The organism is Pseudomonas sp. NFPP02 (assembly GCF_900119355.1).
Taxonomy (GTDB): Bacteria; Pseudomonadota; Gammaproteobacteria; order Pseudomonadales; family Pseudomonadaceae; genus Aquipseudomonas; species Aquipseudomonas paracarnis.
Genome location: NZ_FPJI01000021.1, coordinates 1 through 24,337, shown reverse-complemented (window position 1 = coordinate 24,337; position 24,337 = coordinate 1). Strand labels below are relative to the sequence as shown.

At 58.4% G+C, this 24,337-nt stretch carries 24 protein-coding genes and 1 tRNA gene; 13 read left to right on the top strand and 12 right to left on the bottom strand.

Annotation, left to right across the window (positions count from 1 at the left end):
- The first annotated feature begins 498 nt into the window (after positions 1–498).
- The 5 genes from mgtA (at position 499) to BT204_RS25885 (ending at position 9,177) form a co-directional block, all read left to right on the top strand.
- Complete coding sequence (gene mgtA, locus BT204_RS25905) at positions 499–3,204, top strand: magnesium-translocating P-type ATPase (protein ID WP_054895754.1); 2,706 nt, start codon at positions 499–501, stop codon at positions 3,202–3,204.
- A 163-nt stretch (positions 3,205–3,367) separates the two neighbouring features.
- Complete coding sequence (locus BT204_RS25900) at positions 3,368–4,084, top strand: MgtC/SapB family protein (RefSeq protein ID WP_003190369.1); 717 nt, start codon at positions 3,368–3,370, stop codon at positions 4,082–4,084.
- Positions 4,085–4,372: 288 nt separating this feature from the next.
- Positions 4,373–4,999, top strand: a complete 627-nt coding sequence (locus BT204_RS25895; protein ID WP_034127079.1) for a response regulator transcription factor — start codon at positions 4,373–4,375, stop codon at positions 4,997–4,999.
- A 6-nt stretch (positions 5,000–5,005) separates the two neighbouring features.
- Positions 5,006–8,620, top strand: a complete 3,615-nt coding sequence (locus BT204_RS25890; protein ID WP_072448732.1) for a transporter substrate-binding domain-containing protein — start codon at positions 5,006–5,008, stop codon at positions 8,618–8,620.
- 134 nt (positions 8,621–8,754) lie between these two features.
- A complete protein-coding gene (locus BT204_RS25885) occupies positions 8,755–9,177 on the top strand; it encodes a hypothetical protein (protein WP_054922070.1) in 423 nt (140 codons plus the stop codon).
- Positions 9,178–9,301: 124 nt separating this feature from the next.
- Here the strand turns inward: BT204_RS25885 and BT204_RS25880 are convergent, their stop codons facing one another.
- Complete coding sequence (locus tag BT204_RS25880) at positions 9,302–10,381, bottom strand: 3-deoxy-7-phosphoheptulonate synthase (RefSeq protein ID WP_072448730.1); 1,080 nt, start codon at positions 10,379–10,381, stop codon at positions 9,302–9,304.
- 617 nt (positions 10,382–10,998) lie between these two features.
- On the opposite strand from BT204_RS25880, the gene BT204_RS25875 reads away from it, so the two are divergent.
- Both BT204_RS25875 and BT204_RS25870 read left to right on the top strand, forming a co-directional pair.
- Positions 10,999–11,748 (top strand): carbon-nitrogen hydrolase family protein, encoded by a 750-nt coding sequence (locus tag BT204_RS25875; RefSeq protein WP_054895750.1) that lies wholly within the window; start codon positions 10,999–11,001, stop codon positions 11,746–11,748.
- On the top strand, positions 11,749–12,195 hold the full coding sequence (locus BT204_RS25870) for a GNAT family N-acetyltransferase (RefSeq protein WP_057978354.1): 447 nt from the start codon (positions 11,749–11,751) through the stop codon (positions 12,193–12,195).
- 35 nt (positions 12,196–12,230) lie between these two features.
- Here the strand turns inward: BT204_RS25870 and BT204_RS25865 are convergent, their stop codons facing one another.
- Entirely contained in the window at positions 12,231–12,470 is a 240-nt protein-coding gene (locus BT204_RS25865; RefSeq protein ID WP_044273192.1) for a DNA-binding protein, read from the bottom strand.
- An 82-nt stretch (positions 12,471–12,552) separates the two neighbouring features.
- Here BT204_RS25865 and BT204_RS25860 point away from each other — a divergent pair, with 82 nt between their 5' ends.
- The 5 genes from BT204_RS25860 (at position 12,553) to BT204_RS25840 (ending at position 16,265) form a co-directional block, all read left to right on the top strand.
- Entirely contained in the window at positions 12,553–12,918 is a 366-nt protein-coding gene (locus BT204_RS25860; protein ID WP_054895748.1) for a helix-turn-helix domain-containing protein, read from the top strand.
- Between the two features lie 151 nt (positions 12,919–13,069).
- Entirely contained in the window at positions 13,070–13,711 is a 642-nt protein-coding gene (gene uvrY / locus BT204_RS25855) for a response regulator transcription factor GacA (protein ID WP_003190387.1), read from the top strand.
- 1 nt (position 13,712) lies between these two features.
- Positions 13,713–15,536, top strand: coding sequence for an excinuclease ABC subunit UvrC (uvrC, locus tag BT204_RS25850; protein ID WP_019821446.1), 1,824 nt, complete (start codon positions 13,713–13,715; stop codon positions 15,534–15,536).
- Between the two features lie 32 nt (positions 15,537–15,568).
- Positions 15,569–16,129 carry a CDP-diacylglycerol--glycerol-3-phosphate 3-phosphatidyltransferase gene (pgsA, locus tag BT204_RS25845; RefSeq protein WP_003190391.1) on the top strand — a complete coding sequence of 187 codons (561 nt, stop codon included), beginning with the start codon at positions 15,569–15,571 and terminating at the stop codon, positions 16,127–16,129.
- 60 nt (positions 16,130–16,189) lie between these two features.
- Positions 16,190–16,265: transfer RNA gene (locus BT204_RS25840), tRNA-Gly, on the top strand.
- Between the two features lie 209 nt (positions 16,266–16,474).
- On the opposite strand, the gene yecR is transcribed toward BT204_RS25840, so the two are convergent.
- The 4 genes from yecR to BT204_RS25820 all read right to left on the bottom strand — a co-directional run bounded on the left by yecR (position 16,475) and on the right by BT204_RS25820 (position 18,494).
- Positions 16,475–16,777, bottom strand: coding sequence for a YecR family lipoprotein (yecR, locus tag BT204_RS25835; RefSeq protein WP_054922080.1), 303 nt, complete (start codon positions 16,775–16,777; stop codon positions 16,475–16,477).
- Between the two features lie 74 nt (positions 16,778–16,851).
- Positions 16,852–17,268, bottom strand: coding sequence for a hypothetical protein (locus tag BT204_RS25830; protein ID WP_057978349.1), 417 nt, complete (start codon positions 17,266–17,268; stop codon positions 16,852–16,854).
- A gap of 42 nt (positions 17,269–17,310) precedes the next feature.
- Complete coding sequence (locus tag BT204_RS25825; RefSeq protein ID WP_057978347.1) at positions 17,311–17,919, bottom strand: hypothetical protein; 609 nt, start codon at positions 17,917–17,919, stop codon at positions 17,311–17,313.
- Between the two features lie 275 nt (positions 17,920–18,194).
- Positions 18,195–18,494 (bottom strand): hypothetical protein, encoded by a 300-nt coding sequence (locus BT204_RS25820; RefSeq protein ID WP_054922084.1) that lies wholly within the window; start codon positions 18,492–18,494, stop codon positions 18,195–18,197.
- A 359-nt stretch (positions 18,495–18,853) separates the two neighbouring features.
- Between BT204_RS25820 and BT204_RS25815 the strand changes: the two genes are divergently transcribed.
- Positions 18,854–19,141: a helix-turn-helix domain-containing protein gene (locus BT204_RS25815; RefSeq protein ID WP_072448728.1), complete on the top strand. Its 288-nt coding sequence runs from the start codon at positions 18,854–18,856 to the stop codon at positions 19,139–19,141.
- Positions 19,142–19,190: 49 nt separating this feature from the next.
- On the opposite strand, the gene BT204_RS28240 is transcribed toward BT204_RS25815, so the two are convergent.
- The 6 genes from BT204_RS28240 to BT204_RS25785 form a co-directional block, all read right to left on the bottom strand.
- Positions 19,191–19,415 carry a hypothetical protein gene (locus BT204_RS28240; RefSeq protein ID WP_232241649.1) on the bottom strand — a complete coding sequence of 75 codons (225 nt, stop codon included), beginning with the start codon at positions 19,413–19,415 and terminating at the stop codon, positions 19,191–19,193.
- 597 nt (positions 19,416–20,012) lie between these two features.
- Positions 20,013–20,189, bottom strand: a complete 177-nt coding sequence (locus tag BT204_RS27980; protein WP_172415513.1) for a hypothetical protein — start codon at positions 20,187–20,189, stop codon at positions 20,013–20,015.
- A 534-nt stretch (positions 20,190–20,723) separates the two neighbouring features.
- The gene (locus tag BT204_RS25800) at positions 20,724–22,544 is read right to left on the bottom strand and encodes a phospholipase effector Tle1 domain-containing protein (RefSeq protein ID WP_204840109.1); all 1,821 of its coding nucleotides are present in this window, start codon (positions 22,542–22,544) and stop codon (positions 20,724–20,726) included.
- On the bottom strand, positions 22,541–23,032 hold the full coding sequence (locus BT204_RS25795; protein WP_072448726.1) for a DUF3304 domain-containing protein: 492 nt from the start codon (positions 23,030–23,032) through the stop codon (positions 22,541–22,543). Before BT204_RS25795 ends, BT204_RS25800 begins: the two co-directional genes overlap by 4 nt.
- A 190-nt stretch (positions 23,033–23,222) precedes the next feature.
- Complete coding sequence (locus BT204_RS25790; RefSeq protein WP_202889068.1) at positions 23,223–24,128, bottom strand: DUF4123 domain-containing protein; 906 nt, start codon at positions 24,126–24,128, stop codon at positions 23,223–23,225.
- Positions 24,125–24,337: DUF2345 domain-containing protein (locus tag BT204_RS25785; RefSeq protein ID WP_139271549.1), on the bottom strand; the 213-nt coding region annotated here is incomplete at its 5' end. The genes BT204_RS25785 and BT204_RS25790, both read right to left, overlap by 4 nt.

Here is a 24,337-nt window from a genome sequence, read left to right as displayed (position 1 = left end):
CCGCTTTTACAGCGGCTCACTTTTGAAAAGCCGGACTGCCGGCCCAGACAAAAGTAAGCAAAACGCTCTTTCCTGAACCCATCCTGAAGAATCTTCTTATTCACCAGGCTGGCACTTTCCTACGGTTTACTCCGCCAACATCGGGGCGTAAGCTTCGCGCGTTTTCATCAATAGCGGAGACCCTCAGTGGGTACTTGTTCGAGTGACAGTCGTCGGCCGGTTTCGGTAACCGGCCTCTACTTGGCAAGGTAACGCGCATTTTCCAGATGCCGTTGTCTCGCCTCATAAAGCGAGAAGCGGCATCCCGGCGGTGGCCACTCCTGGCAACTGCCTGATTCCCTCTCATCGACGCTGACCAGCACCTGGGTAACGCCTGGATGCTACGGACGCGCCTGCCTGTTACGGCGGGCGGGCCAGGTTCGGCTGTGCCTGTGTGACGGGCGCGGTGTGGACGGGCAGTACCTGCACGACGGTTTTTCCTCGCGCAGGAGTTACACCATGAACCTCACTTTGCTCAAAGAGTTCTTCGCCGGTTTCCTGCGGACCCGGCATATCGCCCGGCATTTTCGCCGCCTGGCGATGCTGGAAACCGTGACCGATGCCAGCGTCAGCCGCGAAGTACCGCCCAGCCTGGCGCAGACACTGGTGGCCTCTGCCAACCGCAGCACTGTGCAATTGCTGGGCGTGCTGGGCAGCCACGCCGAGGGCTTGAGCACTCAGGAAGCCGACGCCCTGCGCGTGCAATACGGCCTTAACGAAGTCGAGCACGAACAGCCGCTGCCGTGGTGGGTGCACCTGTGGCATTGCTACAAGAATCCGTTCAACCTGCTGCTGACCCTGTTGGCGGTGATCTCTTGGCTGACCGAAGACATGAAGGCCGCCACGGTGATTTTCTCCATGGTGGTGCTCTCGACCCTGTTGCGCTTCTGGCAGGAGGCCAAGTCTAACAAGGCCGCCGACGCCTTGAAGGCCATGGTGAGCAATACCGCGACGGTGCTGCGCCGCGAGTCTGCCAAGCGCATTGAACTGCCGATCAAGCAACTGGTGCCAGGCGATCTGATTGTATTGTCGGCCGGCGACATGATCCCCGCGGACTGCCGCGTGCTCAGCGCCAAGGACTTGTTCGTCAGCCAGGCGGCGATGACCGGCGAATCCATGCCGGTGGAAAAGTTCGCCCACCAGCAGGACGCCCACACGCGCAACCCGCTGGAGCTGGAGAACATTCTGTTTATGGGCACCAACGTCGTGTCCGGCGCCGCCACGGCGGTCATCCTCGCCACCGGCAACAGCACGTATTTTGGTGCCTTGGCGCAACGCGTCACGGCGACGGACCGTGCGACCACCTCGTTCCAGCAGGGGGTCAACAAGGTCAGTTGGTTGCTGATTCGCTTTATGTTCGTGATGGCGCCGCTGGTGCTGTTCATCAACGGCTTCACCAAGGGCGACTGGACCGAGGCGTTGCTGTTCGCGCTGTCGATTGCGGTAGGCTTGACCCCGGAAATGCTGCCCATGATCGTCACCTCGACCTTGGCCAAGGGCGCGGTGTTTCTGTCGCGCAAGAAGGTCATCGTCAAGCGCCTGGACGCGATCCAGAACTTCGGCGCCATGGACGTGCTGTGCACCGACAAGACCGGCACGCTCACTCAGGACAAGATTTTCCTGGCGCGCCATGTGGACGTGTGGGGCCAGGAGTCGGACGACGTGCTGGAAATGGCCTATCTCAACAGCTACTACCAGACCGGCCTGAAAAACCTGTTGGATGTGGCCGTGCTCGAGCATGTGGACATCCATCGTGAGCTGAAAGTCGGTACCGCGTTCCACAAGGTCGACGAGATCCCATTCGACTTCAACCGCCGCCGCATGTCGGTGGTGGTGGCCGAGGAGCACCAACCGCACCTGTTGATCTGCAAAGGGGCGGTGGAGGAAATTTTGTCGGTATGCAATCGCGTGCGTCATGGTGACGTCGATGAGGCACTGACCGACGAACTGCTGGCGCGCATTCGCCAGGTGACCGCGGCCTTTAACGAAGAAGGGCTGCGGGTGGTGGCGGTAGCGGCGCAGCCGATGCCGGCAGGACGTGACACCTACACCCTGGCCGATGAAAACAACCTGACGCTGATCGGCTACGTGGCGTTTCTCGACCCGCCCAAGGAAAGCACCGCGCCCGCCCTCAAGGCCCTGAAGGCCCACGGCGTGGCGGTGAAAGTGTTGACCGGCGACAACGAACTGGTCACGGCGAAGATCTGCCGCGAAGTGGGCCTGGAGCAACAAGGCTTGCTGATGGGCAACGACATCGAGTCGATGAGCGACGCCGAACTGGCCCTGGCCGTGGAAACCACCAATGTGTTTGCCAAGCTCACGCCCAGCCACAAGGAACGCATCGTGCGGCTGCTCAAGGCCAACGGACATGTGGTCGGCTTTATGGGCGATGGCATCAACGATGCTCCGGCGCTGCGCACGGCGGATATCGGGATTTCGGTGGACAGTGCGGTGGACATCGCCAAGGAAGCGGCTGACATCATCCTGCTGGAGAAGAGCCTGATGATCCTGGAGGAGGGCGTGCTGGAAGGCCGGCGCACCTTCGCCAACATGCTCAAATACATCAAGATGACCGCCAGTTCGAACTTCGGCAACGTGTTCTCGGTGTTGGTGGCCAGTGCCTTTATCCCGTTTTTGCCGATGCTGCCGATGCACCTGCTGGTGCAAAACCTGCTGTATGACATCTCGCAGATTGCGATTCCGTTCGACAACGTCGATGACGAGATGCTTGCCACGCCGCAACGCTGGCAGCCGGGGGAAGTGGGGCGCTTCATGTTGTTTTTCGGGCCGATCAGTTCGATCTTCGACATCACCACGTTCGCACTCATGTGGTATGTGTTTGATGCCAACACTCCAGACCACCAAACGCTATTTCAATCCGGCTGGTTTGTGGTGGGGCTGCTGACCCAGACCCTGATCGTGCACATGATCCGCACGCCAAAAATCCCATTCCTGCAAAGCCGCGCAGCGCTGCCGTTGATGTTGATGACCGGCGTGATCATGGCCGTGGGGATATTCCTGCCGATGGGGCCTTTGGCGCACTACTTCAAATTGCAGGCGCTGCCGTCGCTGTACTTCGTGTTCCTGCCGGTGATTTTGCTGGCTTACATGGCGCTGACTCAGGCAGTGAAGGGCTACTACATTCGCAGGTTTGGCTGGCAGTAACAGGTTCCATGCAACATCGCAAATCCTGTGGGAGCCGGGCTTGCCCGCGATGACGGTGTATCAGTCGCCAGATTCATTGGTGGTGTACCGCTATCGCAGGCAAGCCAGCTCCTACAGGGACCTGCGAGTTACCAATGTGCCGCTGCATTCATGGAGATTTCTTATGCAGGCAATCAACAACATCAACCTCAACTCCCTGGTCGACACCGTGGTCAGCCTCAGCGCTGCGTTTATTCTCGGTGGCCTCATCGGGTTCGAGCGCCAGTACCGCCAGCGCACCGCCGGCTTACGTACCAATGTGCTGGTGGCGGTGGGCGCGGCGATCTTTGTCGACATGGCCAACCGACTGGGCGGTGCGGAAGGCGCGGTGCGCGTGGTCGCTTATGTGGTGTCGGGCATTGGCTTCCTGGGGGCGGGTGTGATCATGCGGGAGGAGGGAAATGTGCGCGGGCTCAACACGGCCGCAACCCTCTGGGCTTCGGCCGCGGTGGGCGCCTGCGCCGGTGCCGACCTGATCCTCGAGGCGTTGCTGGGCACGCTGTTTGTGCTGGCGGCCAACACCTTGCTGCGGCCGATCGTCAACAACATCAATCGTCAGCCCTTGGACGTGGTGTCGGCAGAGGTCACCAATATCCTCTATGTCATTGCGCGCCGCAGTCAGCAACAGGCCGTGATGGTGTTACTGGAAGCCGAGTTGGCACGCTGCAACTACCCTGCCAGCGACGTCGACGTGCGACCGTTCGGCAGTGACGAAGTGGAAATCGAGGCCATCCTCGCCGCCACGTCGGTGGATGGCGACGAACTGGACGCGCTGGTGGCGCGCCTCTCAACGTCAACCCTGGTGGTGCAGGCCTTCTGGAGTCCGAGCACCACCGACTGATCCTTATGGGCTGGCCAGGATTGGCTAAGCTTGCATGTGGAAAAATCCTACATGTTGTCCGGATTATCCCTTCGGTTGAAACATCATTGCATTGCTAAAGTTGGGTACTTGCGGCTGTTGCGCCGTTGAGGCCCGGCGTCCGTCGCTCTGTTGAGTTAATTGAAAAGGCCAGACACTGCTTGGTTACCGCTCCAAGGAAGCAGTGCCGCTTGTCGGAACTGTCATTTCTCACAGGTACCCAGGTCCGGCGTGATGTGTAAGGGTATTTTGTCCACATAAGGAAGTTTTATGAGCAAAGCATTAATTGTGGATGACCATCCGTTTATCCGGGCAACGGTCAAACACCTCCTGCAATTGGAGGGGTTTGATGAGATTTTTCAGGCGGGGGATGGCGCTGACGCCATGCAGTTGGCGAGGGAGCAACGTCCCGAGCTGATTATCCTCGACCTGGCGATGCCTAAATTAGGCGGGTTGGAGGTTATCAGCCGCATCAAGGCGTTGGGCTTGCCGTGCAAGATTCTGGTACTGACCTCCTACCTGGCGGTATTTTTTTCTACCCGTTGCATGCGTTCCGGCGCGATGGGGTTCGTCGCCAAGACCGGTGAGCTGGATGAGCTGCAAAAGGCTATCAAAGCGATCATGTCGGGCTACAGCTGCTTCCCCAGTTTGCCGACCAGTTCGGTGCGCCGCGATGATCTGCAAGAAACGGAACGGCAGATGATCGAGTGCTTATCGGACCGTGAGTTAACCGTGTTGCAAATGTTGGCCCTGGGGCTGGGCAACAAGGAAATTGCCGAACAGATGCTGCTCAGCCACAAGACCATCAGCACTTACAAGACTCGACTCAAGGAGAAGTTACGCATGTCTTCGGTAGTGCACTTATCCAAGTTTGCCCAGCGCAACCATCTGATCTGAATTGAGATGATCACCACCGCGTTTATAAGGTTCACCACGATCTTCTGGATGAGCCTGTTACCTCAGATCGCGGTGGCCCTGGATGAGCCCCATGCTTTGCGGCTGTTGGGGCATTCACGTATTGACACCCCGCAAGTAGCACTGGACGAGTCTGATTGGCGCTGGCTGCGCGAGCGGCGCACATTACGGATGGGGGTTTCTGCTCCCGATTACGCGCCTTTTGACTTGACCAATAACAACGACGAGCTCGAAGGTATCACCGCCGATTTTGCCGCACTGGTGGGTCAGGCCCTGCATATCTCCATAGAGGTACGGCGTTACGATACCCGCGATGAAGTGATCGAAGCCTTGAAGCAGGGGGGCGTGGATTTTCTCGGTTCCGCCAATGGCTACGAAGCGGCCGACCCGCAACTGCTTTTGTCTCGCTCCTACGCCAACGATCAACCGACCCTGGTGACTCGCAGCGGCGATAGCCAGGTGTTGAACGACGACCTGGCGGGCAAGCGCGTAGCGATGCTGTATCACTATATGCAGCCCGACGCCGTTCGGGCGTTTTACCCCCAGGCCCAATTGGAGTTGTTTGCCTCGACTTTCGAAGCCATTGGTGCCGTAGCGTTTGGTCGCGCCGACGTCTATTTGGGGGATGCTATCAGCAGCAACTATCTGATCAATCGCAATCACCTCAACAATGTACGTATGGCGGATTTTTCCGGCTTGGAAGTCAACCCGTTTGCGTTTGCCGTCGCCCGCGAAAATACACGTTTACTGCCCATTCTCAATGCCGCGCTGGAGGCGATTCCCGCCAGCGAGCAGATGGAAATCCTGCGCCGCTGGAGCGGAGGTAACCTGGGGATAATCGGCGTTGACCGGTTGCATTTGAGTGCCAGCGAACAACGCTGGGTGCAAAAGAATCCAAGGGTCAGAGTCGCGGTACTCAATGACTTTCTACCGTTATCTTTTATTGGTGATCAAGGCCAGTTCGAAGGGTTGAGTGCCGAGGTACTATCGCGTATCAGCTTGCGTACCGGCTTGAAGTTCGATGTGGTCCCGGGCGGCTCATTGCCGCGCCAGATCAATATCGTCAGTGCGGGTACGGCGGACATGCTGGCGGTCGTCACGCCTAGCGCGGAGCGTGCTGAAAAAGTGCGCTTTACCCGGCCCTACCTGACCAATCCCTTTGTGCTGGTAACCCGTAACGGTCCCCACAGCCCGCTCACGCTGGAGGACATGGTCGGCAAACGCCTGGCCATGGTGGTCGGCAATGGCCTGCATGAGGACATAGCGAAAAATTTTCCAGGTGTGATGTTTGTCGACGTGGAGAACCCCCAGCAAGCCATGGCGCTGGTGGCCAATGGTGACGCCGACGGCGCGGTCAACTCGTTGATCAGCGCACGTTATCTGATCACCCGGTATTACCGCGACCGCTTGCGTGTCAGCAGCACGGTTGGCATTGAGCCTGCACGCGTGACCTTTGGGGTAAATCGCAGTCAGTTGGAGCTGTATTCGATCCTCGACAAGGCGCTGCTGAGCATCACCCCTCAGGAAATGGACGAACTGATTGGCCAGTGGCGTAGCGAGGTCATCATCGAGGACAGCTATTGGTTGCGTTATCGTAATGTGATTCTTCAGGGCTTTGGGTTGGCGGCGTTGTTGTTGGCCATCACGCTGGGCTGGGCGATTTACCTGCGCAGCCTGATTCGCAAGCGCCTGCAGGCCGAGCGAGCGCTGAGCGATCAGATGCGGTTCATGAGCGTATTGATCGACGGCACGCCGCACCCGATTTACGTGCGTGATCGCCAAGGGCGATTGATGGCCTGCAATAACGCCTACCTCGACGTGTTTGGCTACAAACTTGAAGACGTGATCGGCAGGACCGTAGTGGAAACCGACATCGAAAACCCGCCACAGGCCCGGTCGTTTCATGACGATTACCTGCGCTTGATGGCCGGCGGCGAGCCGCAGATTCATGATCGAATCCTCAAGGTGCCCAATGGCGATGTGCTGACCATTTACCAGTGGATGCTGCCGTATCGCGACGGCGACGAGAAGGTGGTGGGCATGATTGCCGGTTGGGTAGACGTAAGCGAACGGCACCGGCTGCTCGGCCAGCTACAGGAAGCCAAGGACGATGCCGACGCCGCCAATCGCGCCAAGACGACCTTCCTGGCGACCATGAGCCACGAGATCCGCACGCCGATGAACGCCGTGATCGGCATGATCGAACTGGCCTTGAAAAATGCCGAGCAGGGACGGGTCGACCGCGATGCTCTGGAGGTGGCCTCGGTGGCTTCGCGGGGTATGTTGGAGCTGATCGGCGATATTCTCGATATAGCGCGGATCGAGTCCGGGCATTTGTCACTGACCCTGGAGCCCGCCAACCTGCATGAGTTGTTGGCGTCGGTCGCACGCGTATTCGAGGGGCTGGCCCGAGCCAAGGGGTTGGCACTGCAGGTTGAGCTGGACCCGTTGATTGACCAGGCGGTGCTGGTCGACCCGCTGCGATTCAAGCAGGTGGTCTCGAATCTGCTGAGCAATGCCATCAAGTTCACTCCCCATGGGCAGGTCAGTTTGGTCGCGCAGGCGGTGGTCGAGGGCGATCGCTTGGCCGTGCAGTTATGGGTGCAAGATACCGGCATCGGAATCAGCGTCACCGACCAGCAGCGGTTGTTCAGTGTGTTCATCCAGGGCAGCAATAACCAGCAATCGGCACGCAGCGGGTCTGGGCTGGGGTTGGTGATCAGCCGCAGCCTGTGCGAAATGATGGGCGGCCAATTGCACTTGAGTAGTGTGTTGGGGCACGGCACTCGGGTGGACGTGACGTTGACCCTGGTCATGACCGCCACGCTGCCAGCCCCGATTGAGCCTGTGCAAGAGGCGGCGCCTGAGGGGCGCGCGCTGAGCATTCTGGTGGTGGACGACTACCCGGCCAACCGCTTGCTGCTGGCCCGACAGTTGAGCTTTCTGGGCCACCGTATCATCACGGCCGAAGACGGTGTCCAAGGGCTTGAACAGTGGCGAACGGGGCAGTTCGACGGCGTCATTACCGATTGCAATATGCCGTTCAAGAACGGCTATCAGTTGGCCCAGGAGATTCGCGCACAGGAGCGTGAGCGGGGTCTGGGGCCCTGCCTGTTACTCGGGTTCACCGCCAACGCCCAGCCGGAGGAAGCCGAGCGCTGTCGGCAGGCTGGCATGGATGGCTGCCTGTTCAAGCCCACCGGGCTGGACGACTTGCGGGCGGCATTGGCGTCGCGTTCAGTTGGCACGAGCCCGCGACCCTTGGTTACCTTCAACTTGAGCACCCTGGTTGCGCTGACCGGGGATGATCATGCCGCGCTGGTCGAATTGCTGGCGCCGTTACTCGAAAGCCTGGAGGCGGATCGTGCCTTGCTGCCACGGCTGGCAAGCCAGGCAGACTTTGCCAAGTTGCACGACCTGGCTCATCGTGCCAAGGGAGGCGCGCGGATGGTCAAGGCCAACCCATTGATCAGTGTATGTGAGGCATTGGAGGCGGCGTGTGAACAGCGGGACCGTCAGGCATTGGGACCAGCGGTTGAAAGCGTGGGTGAGGCGATCGATGTTTTGCATCATGGCTTAAGCGCTTATTGCAATCAGCCCTGACTGTGGTTGATCGCCTTTCGGAGGATTTGGGAAAGTTCTTACATGAACGGGGAATAAGCCTGATTTTTTCGTCGGCATATGTCTGGAAAATGGGCGACGCTCACTGTCGAGCACTGCCTGCCCAGGGGTTTGCCATGCCGAACAAAGCATTGACCATCCTGATTGCCGATGAACAGCATCTGCAACGCCTGTACATCGAGAAAATGCTCAACCAGTTGGGCTATTACCGGATCGTGCCGGTGCAAACGTTCGAGGAGTTACGGATTCTCACCGCTATTCCTGCCGACCCATTCGATGTGCTGATTATCAATGCGGCGCTGATGGCCCAGGCTTACGAAGCTCAGCCTCAGGTGCGTCATGTGCTGGTCTACGATCACCTGGATCTGGGTGCGCCTTGCGGTGTAACGCCGGTAATACGGGTGCGCCTGCCGGGCGTGCCGGACAACGTCAATCTTGAACATTTCATGGGCATCGTCGACCCCTCGGAGGTCTTCCACGACCTGCGAGTGTTGCCGTGGCTGCGGGAGTTATCCCGCATGCCGGTGGCCAGGGCCTAGCCGCGTCCCTTAGGGAGCTTGCCCCCGCTGGGGCGCGAAGCGGACCCGCTTTTTGTCTAAAATGACGGGGGCTGCACCCCGTCCAGCGAGAGCAAGCTCCCTCCCGGATTTTGATTTTCACCGATCAGTCGGCTTTGCGGTGTTCCCGCAACTGCTCAGCGGCACTGCGTAACAACTGCTCGGTCCCGTCCCAACCCAGGCAACCATCGGTCACCGAAACGCCGTATTTCATCGACGCGCTCAGCGGCTGGCAGCCTTCGAACAGGTGACTCTCAAGCATCATGCCGACCAGCGAGGTATCACCTTGCAGGCGCTGCTCCAGCACGTCATTGAATACCGCCGGTTGGCGCAGCGGGTTCTTGCCGCTGTTGGCATGGCTGCAATCGACCATGATCCGTGCCGCCACCTTGGACTTGGCCAGGTCGTGCTTTACGCCGGCCACGCTTTGCGCATCGTAGTTGGGCCCACGGTGGCCGCCGCGCAGCACCAGGTGGGTGTCGGGGTTGCCGGGAGTCTGGATGATCGCCGGGTGGCCCTGGCTGTCCACGCCGAAATGGCGATGCGGGTGAGAGGCTGAGCGCATCGCATCGCAGGCAATGGCGACGCCACCGTCGGTGCCGTTCTTGAAGCCCACGGGCATGCCCAGGCCGCTGGCCATTTCGCGGTGAATCTGCGACTCGGTAGTGCGTGCGCCAATGGCGACCCAAGTGAGCAGGTCATCGAAGTAGCCGGCGGCCATGGGTTGCAGCAACTCGGTGGCCACCGGCAGGCCCAGGCGCAGCATTTCACGCATCAGTTCGCGGGACAGGGTCAGGCCGGCGGCCATGTCATCGCTGCCGTCCAAGTGTGGATCGTAGGCCAAGCCTTTCCAGCCCACAGTGGTGCGCGGTTTCTCGACGTAGGCACGGATCACCAGCAGCATCTGGTCGCTGACTTCAAGCGCGAGCTTCTTCAGATTGCGCGCGTATTCCATGGCCGATTCCGGGTCGTGGATAGAGCACGGGCCGACAATCACCAGCAAGCGTGAGTCTTCGCCATTGAGGATGGCGCGCACGGCTTGGCGATGGGCGTGGACTTGTTCGTTGAGGAACGGGCTGAGCGGGAGTTGGTGCTTGAGTTCAAGAGCGCTGGGCAAACGCTGGGTCAAGGCTTCATTGGCGCTGTTGAGGGTAGAGACGGGCAAAGCGGCGACGGAGGAGTTCATATTCAAGGCTTCCTGGGCAAGCGGCGGGCGATTCCCGCACGCTTGGCCTACTGGGGTGTTCGACAATTGGCCGTATCGGCTACGTGTGTTGGCTTGCCACCACGGGGTGACCGGTCGGAGGCGGCAGGCTGTCCCGAACGGAGCTGGCTAAATCGCCATGCAGTGCAAGTGTCGTAGCGGTAATAGGTGGCGTAGTTCATGGTGTGATTCCTTTAAGTGAGCGTGAAAAACAAGTTATCAGGCGCTGAAAAAACAAAACCCCCGGTCGGGGAGCCGACCGGGGGTTTAGATTTCTCTGGTAGGCGACCCCTTGAGTAGTGGGCGCCGATTTCAGGTATCAGGCGCGCCAGTGGCTAAACCAATACCCAAAATAAAAGCCGGCCAGTGCGCTCGAACCGTTCACACGGATAGCCGACACCGAGCGCAAGGCGCTGGCAGCAGGGCAAACCTGAGTGTGGGTGAGTGGCAACATGGGGCTCTCCAAATGATGAGGGGAGCTTACTAGAGGCGTGCGGGTGGATTCAATCAGTAATTTCTATTGCGTGGTAGTACTTACCGCTATGGGGTAAGTGTGGATATGCTGATAACTCTCAACCAGTGATTGCCAGGACGCGACCATGACTGCCTTGACCCTTGCTGCGGCGCAAACCGTTTCCATCCCGGGCGATGTCGCTGCCAATATCCAGCGGCACCTGGCGTTGATGCGGGCCGCGGCTGAACAGGGCGTGCAATGCCTGGTGTTTCCAGAACTGTCACTGACGGGCTACGAGCCGTTCCTGGCGGCCGACTTGGCCATCGACCCGCAAGACGCCGTGTTGACGCCGTTGCGTGAGTTGGCGCGGGAGCTGCGGTTGACGGCTGTGGTGGGCATGCCGGTGCGTCTGGCGCCACAAACAGGTGTGCTGATCGGCGCGCTGGTGCTTGGGGCGGACGGTTCAGTAGGCGTCTACACCAAGCAGCATCTGCACCCCGGCGAAGAGCTGGCATTTGCCGCGGGGCAGGGCGGTGAGGCCCTGGAATTGGCAGAGGAGCGTATCGCATTGGCAGTGTGTGCGGACTTTTCCCAGGCCAGCCATCCACGTCAAGCGGCGGCAGCGGGCGCCACGGTGTATGCCGCCGGCGTACTGATCAGCGAGGGAGGCTACGCGGCGGACAGTGCTTTGCTTGAAGGCTATGCGGCCGAGCATGGCCTGTTGGTACTGATGGCTAACCACGGTGGCCCATCTGGAGGCTGGGCTTGTGCCGGTCGCAGTGCGATCTGGACCGCCGATGGCAACTTGCTTGTTGCCGCCCCCGGTGTCGGCGACGCGTTGGTGATCGCCCGTCGCGATGGCGGGCAGTGGACCGGCCAAGTGGTTGCCCTCTGAATGAGGTTTCATTTGCGCCGGGCCACCGAGCAGGACTTGCCGTTTGCCCGCACCCTGACCCAGCAGGCCATGAGCTATTACTACCGTCAGAACGGTTTGTTGTGGTCCAACGACGGCTTCGACGTGGCCTGGGCGGGCCGCGAGAACTGGCTGATCTGCAACGATGATGGCGTCATGGGCTTTATCAGCCTGAGCCGCGACGGCAAGGCCCTGTATATCCGCGAGCTGCACCTGCTGGAATGCTGCCGCAAGCAGGGCGCGGGCACATGGGTGCTGGAGCAAATGGCGCTCAAGGCACGCGTCGAGGGCCTGGGCTTTCTACGTTTGACGGTGTTCAAGACCAACCCGGCAAGAAGGCTGTATCAGCGCCTGGGGTTGAGCATTGTCGGTGAAGAGGATGGCTTCTGGCGGATGGAGCGTGAGTGTCGCGCACTCACATCGGACTAAAACAGGCACGTCCTACAAATAAGCGCATACTGCTGTCAGCTAGTGCTTTGTTCATCGTGGGATTGAGCTTCAGGTTCATCCACGATAACGCCCTCTTTCATGCCCAGAAGTACCGCCACTTTATGGGCTTCTCCACGCCTTCCCTTTTTTCGCCCGGCGAGCACTTGATAGGTGGTTGCCGGGTCTACGCCATGCTCCCGGGCGAATGCTTGAACTGACTTTCCTTGATGTTCCAGCCAGGCCTTGGCTTGTGCAGCAGTACGGATTCCGGGCATAGTTCAAAACCGTTCAAGTTTGTTTAACGAAGTGATAGTTTGACACCTCTTGGGGTGTGCCAATTTAGGATCATACATCCAAATGAGTGGAATCGGTTCGCGCTTAAGGCAAGAAAGAGAGCGACTTGGCCTGTCGCAGAAAGTTTTTGGAGAGATTGGAGGCGTTGAAGCGAACGCCCAAGGCAAATATGAAAGCGGTGGTCGTGCACCCAAGGCCGACTATTTGTCTCGCGTCGCCGAAAAAGGAGTGGATATCCTGTACGTATTGACCGGCAGCCCAACGCCGATCCAGCTGGATAACCTGAGCAAGATCGAAGAAAAAGTGTTGGGCAATTACCGAGCGATGTTCAAGGAAGACCAGGACGCAATCCGTCGCTTGACCAGTACCTTGGCTGAGCATTCATCCGTGGTGAACGGAAAAGCCAAGTCGCACCCCCAGGATTCCTGACCTTTAGCCCAGGAAACAGTGCTGTTCGCCAGCCGGCGAACAGCCGCAGCACGTTGAATCTCTATATATATGACACTTGCAACTAGGTCTGCGCCTTGGTTTTTTGCTAAGGTGTTCAGCAACCTATAAGACCATATCGCGAGGTGTCTGCTTGATTAGGGTGCTAGTAGTCGATGACCATGATCTCGTTCGTACAGGCATTACACGAATGCTGGCTGACATCGACGGCCTGCAAGTAGTCGGCCAGGCGGAGTCGGGGGAGGAATCCCTGATCAAGGCCCGGGAGTTGAAGCCCGATGTGGTACTGATGGACGTCAAGATGCCTGGGATTGGCGGTCTTGGTGCCACGACCAAGCTATTGCGCAGCCACCCGGACATCAAGGTCGTGGTGGTCACGGTGTGCGAGGAAGACCCGTTCCCCACCCGTTTGCTGCAAGCCGGTGCCGCCGGCTACCTCACCAAGGGCGCAGGCCTGGCCGAGATGGTGCAAGCCATTCGCCTGGTATTTGCCGGCCAGCGGTATATCAGCCCGCAGATTGCCCAGCAATTGGCGATCAAGTCGTTCCAGCCCACCAGCGATTCGCCATTTGATGCGCTGTCGGAGCGGGAAATCCAGATCGCCCTGATGATCGTCGGTTGCCAGAAGGTGCAGACCATCTCTGACAAGCTGTGCCTGTCGCCCAAGACCGTCAATACCTACCGTTATCGTATCTTCGAGAAGCTTGCCATCAGCAGTGATGTTGAATTGACCCTGCTCGCAGTGCGCCACGGCATGGTGGACGCCAGCGCCTGACATGACCACACCGTTTGATCCGAGTGCCTTTCTCTCCACCTGCAGTGGCCGCCCCGGCGTGTACCGCATGTTCGACAGCGAGGCGCGCCTGCTTTACGTGGGCAAAGCCAAGAACCTGAAGAACCGTCTGGCGAGCTACTTTCGCAAGACCGGCCTTGCGCCGAAAACCGCCGCTTTGGTGGCGCGTATCGCCCAGGTCGAAACCACCATCACCGCCAATGAAACCGAGGCGCTGCTGCTTGAGCAGACGCTGATCAAGGAGTGGCGGCCGCCTTACAACATCCTGCTGCGTGATGATAAATCCTACCCTTACGTGTTTTTATCGGATGGCAACTTTCCGCGCCTGAGCATTCACCGCGGGGCAAAAAAGCAAAAGGGCAAGTACTTCGGGCCTTACCCCAGCGCTGGGGCGATTCGTGAAAGCCTGAGCCTGCTGCAAAAAACCTTTTTTGTGCGTCAATGCGAAGACAGCTTCTACAAGAACCGCACCCGGCCGTGCCTGCAATACCAGATCAAGCGCTGCAAGGCGCCCTGCGTGGGCCTGGTGGAACCTTCGGAGTACGCCGAAGATGTGCGCCATTCGGTGATGTTCCTCGAAGGGCGCAGCAACGCACTCACCGACGAGCTGTCCGGGGCCATGGAGCAGGCCGCCAGCACCCTCGATTTCGAAAAGGCCGCCGAACTGCGCGACCAGATCTCCCTGCTGCGCCGTGTCCAGGACCAGCAAAGCATGGAAGGCGGCACCGGTGACGTCGACGTGATCGCCGCGTTCGTCAACCCGGGCGGCGCCTGTGTGCACCTGATCAGCGTACGAGGCGGGCGGGTATTAGGCAGCAAGAACTTCTTCCCGCAGACCGGTATCGACGAAGACGTGGCAGAGGTCATGGCCGCATTCCTTGGCCAATACTACGTCAGCAGCCCTGAGCGGGACCTGCCGTCTGAACTGATCGTCAACGTGGTGCACGAAGACTTCCCCACCTTGATCGAGGCCATCCACGAGCTGCGCGGCCGCGAGCTGGACATCAGCCACCGCGTACGCGGCACCCGTGCCCGCTGGCAGCAACTGGCCGTCACCAACGCCGAACAGGCCCTGGGTGCACGCCTGGCCAATCGACAGCACGTCGCTGCACGCTTCGACGCCCTGGCCGAGGTCCTCAACCTGGACGAGCCGCCCCAGCGCCTGGAGTGCTACGACATCAGCCACTCGAGCGGAGAGGCCACGGTGGCCTCTTGCGTGGTATTCGGGCCGGAAGGGCCGATCAAGGCCGACTATCGGCGCTACAACATCGAAGGCGTTACCGCAGGCGATGACTACGCCGCCATGCACCAGGCGCTCACGCGGCGATTCAGCAAGTTGAAGGACGGGGAGGGCAAGTTGCCCGATATCCTGCTGGTAGACGGGGGCAAGGGCCAGTTATCCATGGCCCGTGACGTGCTCAACGAACTGGCGGTGCCCGACCTGATCCTGCTCGGTGTGGCCAAGGGCACCACGCGCAAGGCCGGTTTCGAGACGTTGTACTTGAATGATGCCGCCCATGAGTTCACGTTGAAGGGCGACTCACCCGCACTGCACCTGATTCAACAAATCCGCGACGAAGCGCACCGTTTCGCCATTACCGGCCACCGCGCCCGCCGTGGCAAAACCCGGCGAACCTCAACCCTGGAAGGGGTTGCGGGGGTTGGCCCGACGCGGCGTCGCGACTTGCTTAAACATTTTGGTGGCTTGCAGGAGCTCTCCCGTGCCAGCATTGACGAAATAGCCAAAGCACCCGGTATCAGTAAAAAGCTCGCTGAATTGATTTATGCCAATCTGCATAGCGAATAGAATGCCTTCTCACCTCGTAGCCAGTTGTGCCGATGAATATCCCTAATCTGATCACCGTTCTACGCGTCCTGCTTATCCCGATTTTCATTTTGTTGTTCTATTTGCCGTATGAATGGAGCTACGTCGCGTCCAGTTCGGTATTTGCCTTCGCAGCCGCCACCGACTGGCTCGACGGCTACTTGGCACGCCGCCTGGAACAGAGCACGCCCTTCGGCGCGTTCCTCGACCCCGTGGCCGACAAACTCATGGTGGCCGTCGCCCTGGTGCTGCTGGTGCAGGAACACGGCAACCTGTGGCTGACCCTGCCGGCCGCCGTCATCATCGGCCGCGAGATCGTCGTCTCGGCCCTGCGCGAATGGATGGCCGAAATCGGCGCCCGCGCCCACGTGGCCGTCTCCAACATGGGCAAATGGAAAACCGCCGCGCAGATGCTCGCGCTGGTGATCCTGCTGGCCAACCCGTCGGACTTCTCGTTCTGGGTCCTCACAGGCTACGCCTTGCTGCTGGTCGCGGCCGGCCTGACCTTGTGGTCCATGCTGCAATATCTGCGTGCGGCCTGGCCCCATCTGCGAACCACCGTTGAAAAGAAATAAAACTTTTTTGAATCAAGGGGTTGACGGGTGCTGAGGATTCTATAGAATGCGCATCACCAAGCGGGAATAGCTCAGTTGGTAGAGCACGACCTTGCCAAGGTCGGGGTCGCGAGTTCGAGTCTCGTTTCCCGCTCCAAGCATTAATGAAAAAGCCACTCTAACGAGTGGCTTTTTTTTGCTTGTGATTTACGGAATAGACGCTTAGGCGTCTTTTTTGTTTGTGCGCACAACCGTAGGGGACGCGCTCAAGTTCGTATGTTACCAGATCCGCTCAGTTCGCCTGGGTCGCCAGGCCAACTACTGTTCGCTCAACTTCCCGATGCGCCTCGACGCCTTGGGAGGGTGTCACTTCTGGCACCGATAATCCTGAGTAACGGTGGTTTCCAGGCAGTGGAATTGCCCCATCGTGTGGCACACGGATTTTTGCGCGCCTGCGCGCTCAGCGCGCGCGTAGTTCCAAAACTGGCAGCGCCCCGTGGCAATCGCCAACCCTTGGGACTCCCGGATCTGCGCGTACTCAAACGGCGTCCGTACGTAGAAGAGTTGCACAAGGCCGTCGGACGGGTTGCCGCCGGTGGCCTCCCAATATTTCGGCGTTGCGCAGCCTGCAAAGAGCGGTAGGGCGATGGCGACGATGATGGATTTCATTGTCGAGGACGATCCTTCATGGAAATGACATTTGTCAGGTGTTTTTTTGTTAGCCAGCCTTAGCGTAGGTCGCCTTAAGGCGGCCCAAATTTGACCGACTGGCAGCCACTGGACAGCAGCAACTCGCCTTCATCGGCTTCAAACCCGACAATCTTTCTGTCCTGATCGACGATGATGGAAAGGATGCAGCGATTCGGGTTATTGACGGTTGCCCAATAGTTGGTGTGCACCATCACGTTGCCCTGCCTTTCCGCGCTTTGTGCCACCACCTCATTGCTGTTGTAGGACGTGTCGCGGTACCACTGCATCACCACATGCTGGTCGTCAGCGGTGCGATCCATTTTTTGGGGTGGACCAAAGAAATTGAGGGCGTCCTGCGCCGGGCGGCCTTTCCATTGGCTGCGCGCGTACATTTCCGGGACGGTGTCAAAACTGACGCAGCCGGTCTGCAGCAGTACGAGGGCCAAGGCCAATGCGCCTGTGTATTTCATGTTGATCACTCATTATTCAAGCGTGCCGGTTGGCGCCGGAGGTCATTTTTTCTCAGGTGCGCCCAAGAGGAAATTGAGGTCGCGCATCACGTCCTCGGTGCTGCTCTTCTTGGACTCAATGCGGATCGGCTGATTACCCGGCAACTGATTGAATAGGCCTTGCTGCGTGATCGCTACCAGTTGTGCGTTGTCGATGGAGCCAACGCCCATTGGCATCATGGCGTTGGACTTGCGTTTGCCTGGTGCGCAGGCGAAGTCATAGCCATGCTCCAGCCAGCTCTTGGGCACCGGCACCCAGCGTTTAGGCGCCGGCAGCACCGTGGTGGCCCCGGCGCGCAGGTAGGCGGTGGCCGAGTTCACCCTGAGCTGTCGTTGCGCGCATTGCAGCTCCAGCGTGTAGCTCACGTAGTTGGGGCTGTTGGGACTTTCGAACACCTGCACGACCGTCAGCTGTGTGTTTTGCGGGTCTTGTTGTGTGGCTTTTACCGACTGTGTATCGGCGAAGAACAGGTCTCTGTTAGGCGTGTCGCCGGTGCCAAAGATCATCCACCAATCGGTGGCCAGCGCGGGGGCTGCGCTTAGCGATAAGAGGGCGAAGGTCGAACCTGCGAGCAGGCGCTTTCGCAAACCGAGGGTGATGTTGTTGTACATGGTCAATCGACTCCTGTCGTGGACGCTGGGAGGGCCAAGGCTCAATCAAATGAGCGAGTGGGCACATCCTAGGCAGTGTCATCCGTGGGCTTCAATAACGTGGGCGCAATCAGGACGCGTCCTGCGAACCCATGCGCTGGGTCTGTAGGAGGTGTCTTTCAATGGCGTTGTGGGGGCGGTATCACGGTAGTGAAAACGCTCCAGAAATTGGAGGGTGGCACGCCGACGTCCATCCACATAGCCGGTGCGTGCGATGCCCGCACCGGTTGTCAGGGTTACTTCGTGCAGGTCAGGCGCGAGTACTTCGGCGGCTCAAGCAGGATGCCTGGAGTCATGACCGTCGAGCAGTTGAACACACGGCCCTTGGCGGTCGTGGCTTTGAAGTTCAGTTCAGCGCCGCCCAGGAAGTCCTCCTTGCTCTTGGTGACCGGGCCCATGGTCAGCTCATCCGTAGAGGCCAAGCCAATCGCCTCTGCTGTGACTTTGTGTATCTGCAATACGTTGGGATTGGTGGTGCAGCCGGCCAGCAGGCTGGTCAGTGCGAGCAGGAGGAGGGCGGTTGAGGTCTTGGTCATGGGTGTGGCTCCTTGCGAGTGGCGGCGACCAGAAATTGTGCGCCGTGCCGCCTGTGGGAATAATGAGGGGACAGAGATTTTCCCTACGGCGGCGGAGTCTAGGAGTGCGTAGTGGGACCCACAATCACCTGGAGGAAATCGAGACGGAAGCTACGGTGGAGCATGTTGGGGCTGACGGAAATCGGCTACAACAACCCAAGCGGTTATCCGGCTCTGCCACGCCGCATGACGCGCCCAATGCTCACCCGAATGAACTATGCGCCATGGGAACTGGAACCGGTGAACGCGGCGTTTATACTCAGTGAACCCGCAGTGTGAAAGAGGCAAAAAAACACATGGAGCTACACAAGGAGCAAGGAATGGGCTACGGGCAGGGGAAAGAAGCGCGCACAGGGCGACGATCAACGACGCTTCGCGCTGCCAGCGCGGAATGTTCCGGCGTGCGTCTGCGGGTAGTGCTGTCGGAGTGCAAGATCGCGCCAATGGATTTCGCGCTATTTCTGAAGATCAGCCCCCAGCGGCTGACCAATTGGTTTTCTCGTGGTATCCCGCACTCGCAGCTCGATAAGTTAGCCAGGCTGTTGAGCGTTAATGCACAGTGGCTGGAAACAGGGGCTGGCGAGAAATTCCCGGCGACAAGCGAGTAGCGAAGCCCTGCGCGAGCACATGGCAGAGAGCCCTCGACAGGCTGGGGGCTCAAGGTCTGGTGGTTGATTGAGTTACGACGCGACGGTTCGCAATATCAGGTGGGTCGCCGTAGCGGCGATGCTCTGCGCGCACATCGCCCCAATCACCGCAGATGTGCCGGCGCACATAGGGCAGCGGGTCGAGCAGATCCTGCCGGATCAGGGCGTCCACACAGCGGGAAATGGTCAGGCCACCGAAGGGGAATCGAGGCTGGAGGGTGACGAAGGCGGGCATGGGGAGATGCAGATCCTCCACGGCGATGGGGCTTCAGCAGGCATGCTCTAGCTGGGTAGAAAAGTCCATCGCGAGGGTGTTAGTGACTGGCTGCCGGCTAGATGTCCAACCCGCAGGTACTTCCATCGTTCGCTGACCCATGACGGCATCACTTTTTATGGGTGAGGGTGTTCGCCTCGCTGGTTTCCCTGACCGCAAACATCAGGCAGCGCACTGCTTCACGATCCTGTTCCGACAAGCAACGGTAGTAGTGGACCAGGCGCTCTTCCTCTCGGTTGAGCTGTCGGGGCCGCAGGGCTGTACCGATGGCGGTACGTAATGAGGGAAAAAATGAGGTATTTAGCATGATCCAAGTTCTTCATGAGGTGAATGGAGACGCGGGCTTCTTGCCCAGAACAACTGAATACATAACGTTTATTGTAGAAAAGGGCTCGTCATTTTTCGTGACTGCTGAGTTTTTCAGAAGGGGCTGTCGGAAGGGCTTGGCAACGATGTAGGAGTGATCTTTCAAACCCGGTTGAATGAAGGTGCGATTGAGCGGAGAGCCCGCCAAACTGGCCTCCATGGTCAGATTGGCGGTGGGGAGGTGCGAATCTGTCAGAAACGGGACACCTCCTTGAAGGCGCAGGTCAAATAGCGCATCGCCACCCGGTCGGTTTCCGACAGCGTGCGGAAGTGTTCAATCAAACGTGCTTCTTCATCCGTGAGGATGCGCAGCCGGCGTCTTTGCCAGAATACAAAAAACAGATGTGAAACCCCTTTACTTGACAGCATGAACTTCGTCCTATGTTGCGAAAAGCCAGCTGATTATGTCGGGTAGCTCGACCCTGCCTGGGTAGTCTGATCAAATAAATGACGGGGCATTTGAGGTGAGTGTAGAAACCTGTTTTGAACTGTGTGAAATATTTTTCTATAGGTGGTTTTGCTGTCAAAAGTCGGGTGTGACTCCGACCTAGACGCGTTCTGTTGACTACGCTTGATGGCCCTAGTCGTTACTGCACAAGAGGAAATGAAGAGAGCCCCGGAAACGGGGCTCGAAGAGGACAGCGATCAGGTATCGAGCAGCGGTAAACTCTCCAGCGGCTCGGCACCGGGATCAAAAATAAGAGTCGGTGTGAACTCAAGTATGCGATGAGTACGACAAACCCGATCGGCGATCTGGGGGGCACTAACGTCTTCGCAACATACTGCGTGTTCGGCTTGTTATGTGCATCACCTCTGCATGCAGCACTTGGCCGTGTTCGCCTATAACACGACGATCTTAGCTACTGCCCATTCCATCAAGAGAAAGCGCCCGATGGGCCACGCTCAACGCCCCATCGTGTTACCTAGCTGCTGGAAAGCACCGCCGACGGATGGAACATTGCCCGACGGAGCCTTGGCCGGGTCACGGCAATCCTGCGGTCTGCTCCCGGCCACGCTGAAGACCGAACGATAGCGTAGATACCCGACGGTCTTGAATTTAGGGATGTTCAACTCGGTCCTGGTATACAGGTAGAAACCGGCGAGCGAGTCATGTACATACTTGTCGAACAGCACGGTACTGGCTTCAGGCACTGGCGTTCGGTTCAGCACTAGCTCCGCCAGGTTGCGAGTTTCGGTAGGTAGGCGAGCGTAATTGTTCGCCGCCATTGATGGATGGGGGGTGGGCTCAAGTATCAACTGTCCGGTCCTGCGCGCCACCTCAATGCGCTTCAGCGTTGCCTGGTGCGCAAGCCATTCTTTACGATCCTGCGCAAGCTTGGCTACCAACTGGCTGAAGTCGCGGTGGGCGTTATTTAGATCATAGAGATCCTCGGCGTCGCACTGCTTATAGAATGGCTGCTGTTTCAGGTTCTCAGGTCCCTTCCAGAAACGTTTACCCTTCCAGGCCACGTACTGTTGGGAATGCTTGCGGATCTGCTGCGCATGTGGGCCAGCTTCGATAGTATGATCTTTCAACCACGTATTGTAGTCGCGGATCAACTGAGGATGACAACCGAAGTGCTTAGCCTCTATCGGATCTTGTCTGATCTCTTCGATGGTCATGAGCAGTACACCTGCCTTAATCGCCTCGTGGTGCATGTCGATCAACGGGATCTGCGACAGCTTAGCCGTACCATCCGCCTTGCTATCCACAAAGTCCTTTCCCTGTCCTCCCGGCGAGTAGCCTCCGCCCACATCCGAATGCATCCCAGGATATAGTCTCTCCTCGCCGCTTGTGGCGAGGTCCAGCGGGAAATTGATGCGCTGCTCGTGCAGGGCCGCAAAATGCACGGATTGTTTTGCCTCCGGGTGAACACTCATCAATGCGCCCGATGCCCAGTTCCACTTGCCATCCGACACCCTGCTCATTGATGCCAAGCCAACTGAGGCGACGGTGTCGAAGATGCCGAGGAAGTTAACGTACAGGGGAACTCCCGCGATATTGTGTCCGCAGCCGATGCCCCATGCGTCGGTGAATGCATACAGACGGTGTAAAAAGGCGCGCGCCTGCGCCGCGCCGCGCGAAAATCCAAATACGGATACGTGGACTGATTTTATGTGCTTCGGTCCACCCTTCACCACTTCTTCCAATTGGGCGGCCCGTCTTTCAAACTTGACCTTGCGGATCACGCTCTCAACTGGCGCAAAAATAAACATTTCTTTAACGGCGGTCTCCATCTGATCGCGGTGAATCAGTTGATCATCAGCGACGTATTGGTGAATCGAGTTAAAGACTTGGAGGATAGCCCAGTTGATTCGTTCTGCGCCGTACCTGGCGGCTGCGCCGCCAAGCATGTCGCCTTCTTCGCTAGAGTCACCAATGTCTGAAAATGGAGTTCCAACTCCCGGGATATAGTAATTGAACGTGCCACTTGACTCTTCCTGTAACCTTACATCGTATAATCGTGCGACGTTGCTATGTCCGTTCCGCTCACGCTGTGTCTTTTTACTGCGACGTTTCCCGTGTACATAGGTGCCAGCCCAATCCTTGTTGTTGCCAGTGCCGTCAAAAAAAATATTGACATGTACTTGTCCTTGACATTCTGAACCTTTCTCACGTCGGCAGGCCAACGCCTTGGCCCTCCGCTGGGCCTGTGGTCCTGTGAGCGATCGAAAACCACTTGCCGGCATTGATTGCGCACCGGTAGCTGTACGAGCGTTCATGATTTTCTCCCCTGATTTCGCCACTCATCTCTGATCGGATCCTCACCTTCGTTCAAACCTGCTTCAGGGCCTGTTAAAGGGTAATCCGGATGCCCAAGAGAAAGTGATGTCACAAAGATTTTCACGTCTCCGTTGCGCAAAAAGTGGACTGCCATCCGTGAAGCCCTCGCGTCGTATTCTGGAACGGCCACTACCTTTTGCTTAAAATTTTCCAAATCGGTGGTCCATTCAATCGCGACCTCATAGCCAGGGTGCCACCTGTCGGGTATTGACGTACAGCAACTGGTACTGCCACCGCCCCGGTGAGCGCGAATGAAACTTTCCCCTCCACCCCCATCCAGAACAAACTGAACGATCGTGGTATCCGTATGGTTATAGCCGACCACACCCACAGAACTCATTTTTGAACCTGGCCTGCAAGCCACTGCCGTCAGGCTCAGGAGAAACAAAAGACCAAGCAGCCAGAGCCAGATTGGTTTCAGACGCATTCCCACTTCTCCATTTTTGTTGTGATAGCTCTGCACGAGTGCACCAGCCTTTCATGATGTGCAATCTTGGCCTCGTTATGCTGGCAGCATGAGCGCCTGCACCTCGTAATGTCTTCTCGATTAGGTTCTAGCTGTGGCGCTTTGGGCAATTTGTGCAAGCCATCTTCCGGCAGGCACCCAGAATGGCGCGTTAAGACTCTTTGCATTGCATGTCCTGTAGGTCATTAACGCCGTCGGGCGCCTTTGCCGAAGAGGTCTCCCACAAAGGTGTACCACTCAGCCAAACATCCTCTGACAGGCTCAATGCCCAGTCGGAGAACGACAGATCACAGTCATCACTTTTGCCGGCAAGACGCTCCCGCACCGCCGGGTGGTTCCGGCATCCGCCCGAGGTGTACAGCGCCAGCAAAAGGTACTGCACATGGTCATCGACCTGATCTACGCCATGCGCGACGGTGTCCTGCATGTGAAGGGCTACGAACGGGTGCAGCACGTGATATGGAAGCCTGCGCATCTCATCAGGAATCACTCGTCGTAGTTGCGCGATTGCCACGTCGGGCTCGCAGGCATCGAGCAACCGGGCGTACTGCGTTTCATCCAATTGAAGCGGTGGCAGAGCAGGGAGACCTTCCAGAGGTACGTCCATGAGCAACCATTCCTGTCGCTCACCGAAGCGGTCGTAGTAATGGAGCTGTTGCACGTGATCCAGAAATACGGCCCGTTGCGCTGGCGTCATCAATGACAGCAGCTCGGGAAGAACACGGGTGTCGTACCAGCGCAGCAGCATTTCGCGGCCACCTTTCTCCGGTACCTTGACGAGATGGAATACGTGGAAATGCTGTGCAAGCGTCTCTAGGTCCAGGGCGCTCCACCAAAAACTAACGGCCGGCTTAGTACTTCCTAAGGCTTCTATTTCCGCCACCAGCTTCGGCAGCGGCGTAGTCTCGGGATACTCGACGAGCAGCGGCGCGATATCCTTCAGGCTGGCCTCCGCATGCCCTTCGAACAGCGAGCGGTAAGGCACGCCCAGCCTGGCCAGCCGCTCATGGAAACGGGGTCGTTGTGCGCTGTCGATGATGGCATAACGTCGTATCACACCAATACCCCCGGAGTACCTTGGCGCATGGCATCCAGAATACAGCTCTTGCAACTGCTGCGCGGGAACTGAGGAAATGCGAAAAACTGTTGTGTTGGGCCGGTGAACGATTTCTTGCTGGCATACACCTTGATCGTCCCCGGACAGGCAAACGTAATGTTGCCGCCTTCCATCGTCAGGCTGGCGCCCCCATCCACCGCTAGATGGAG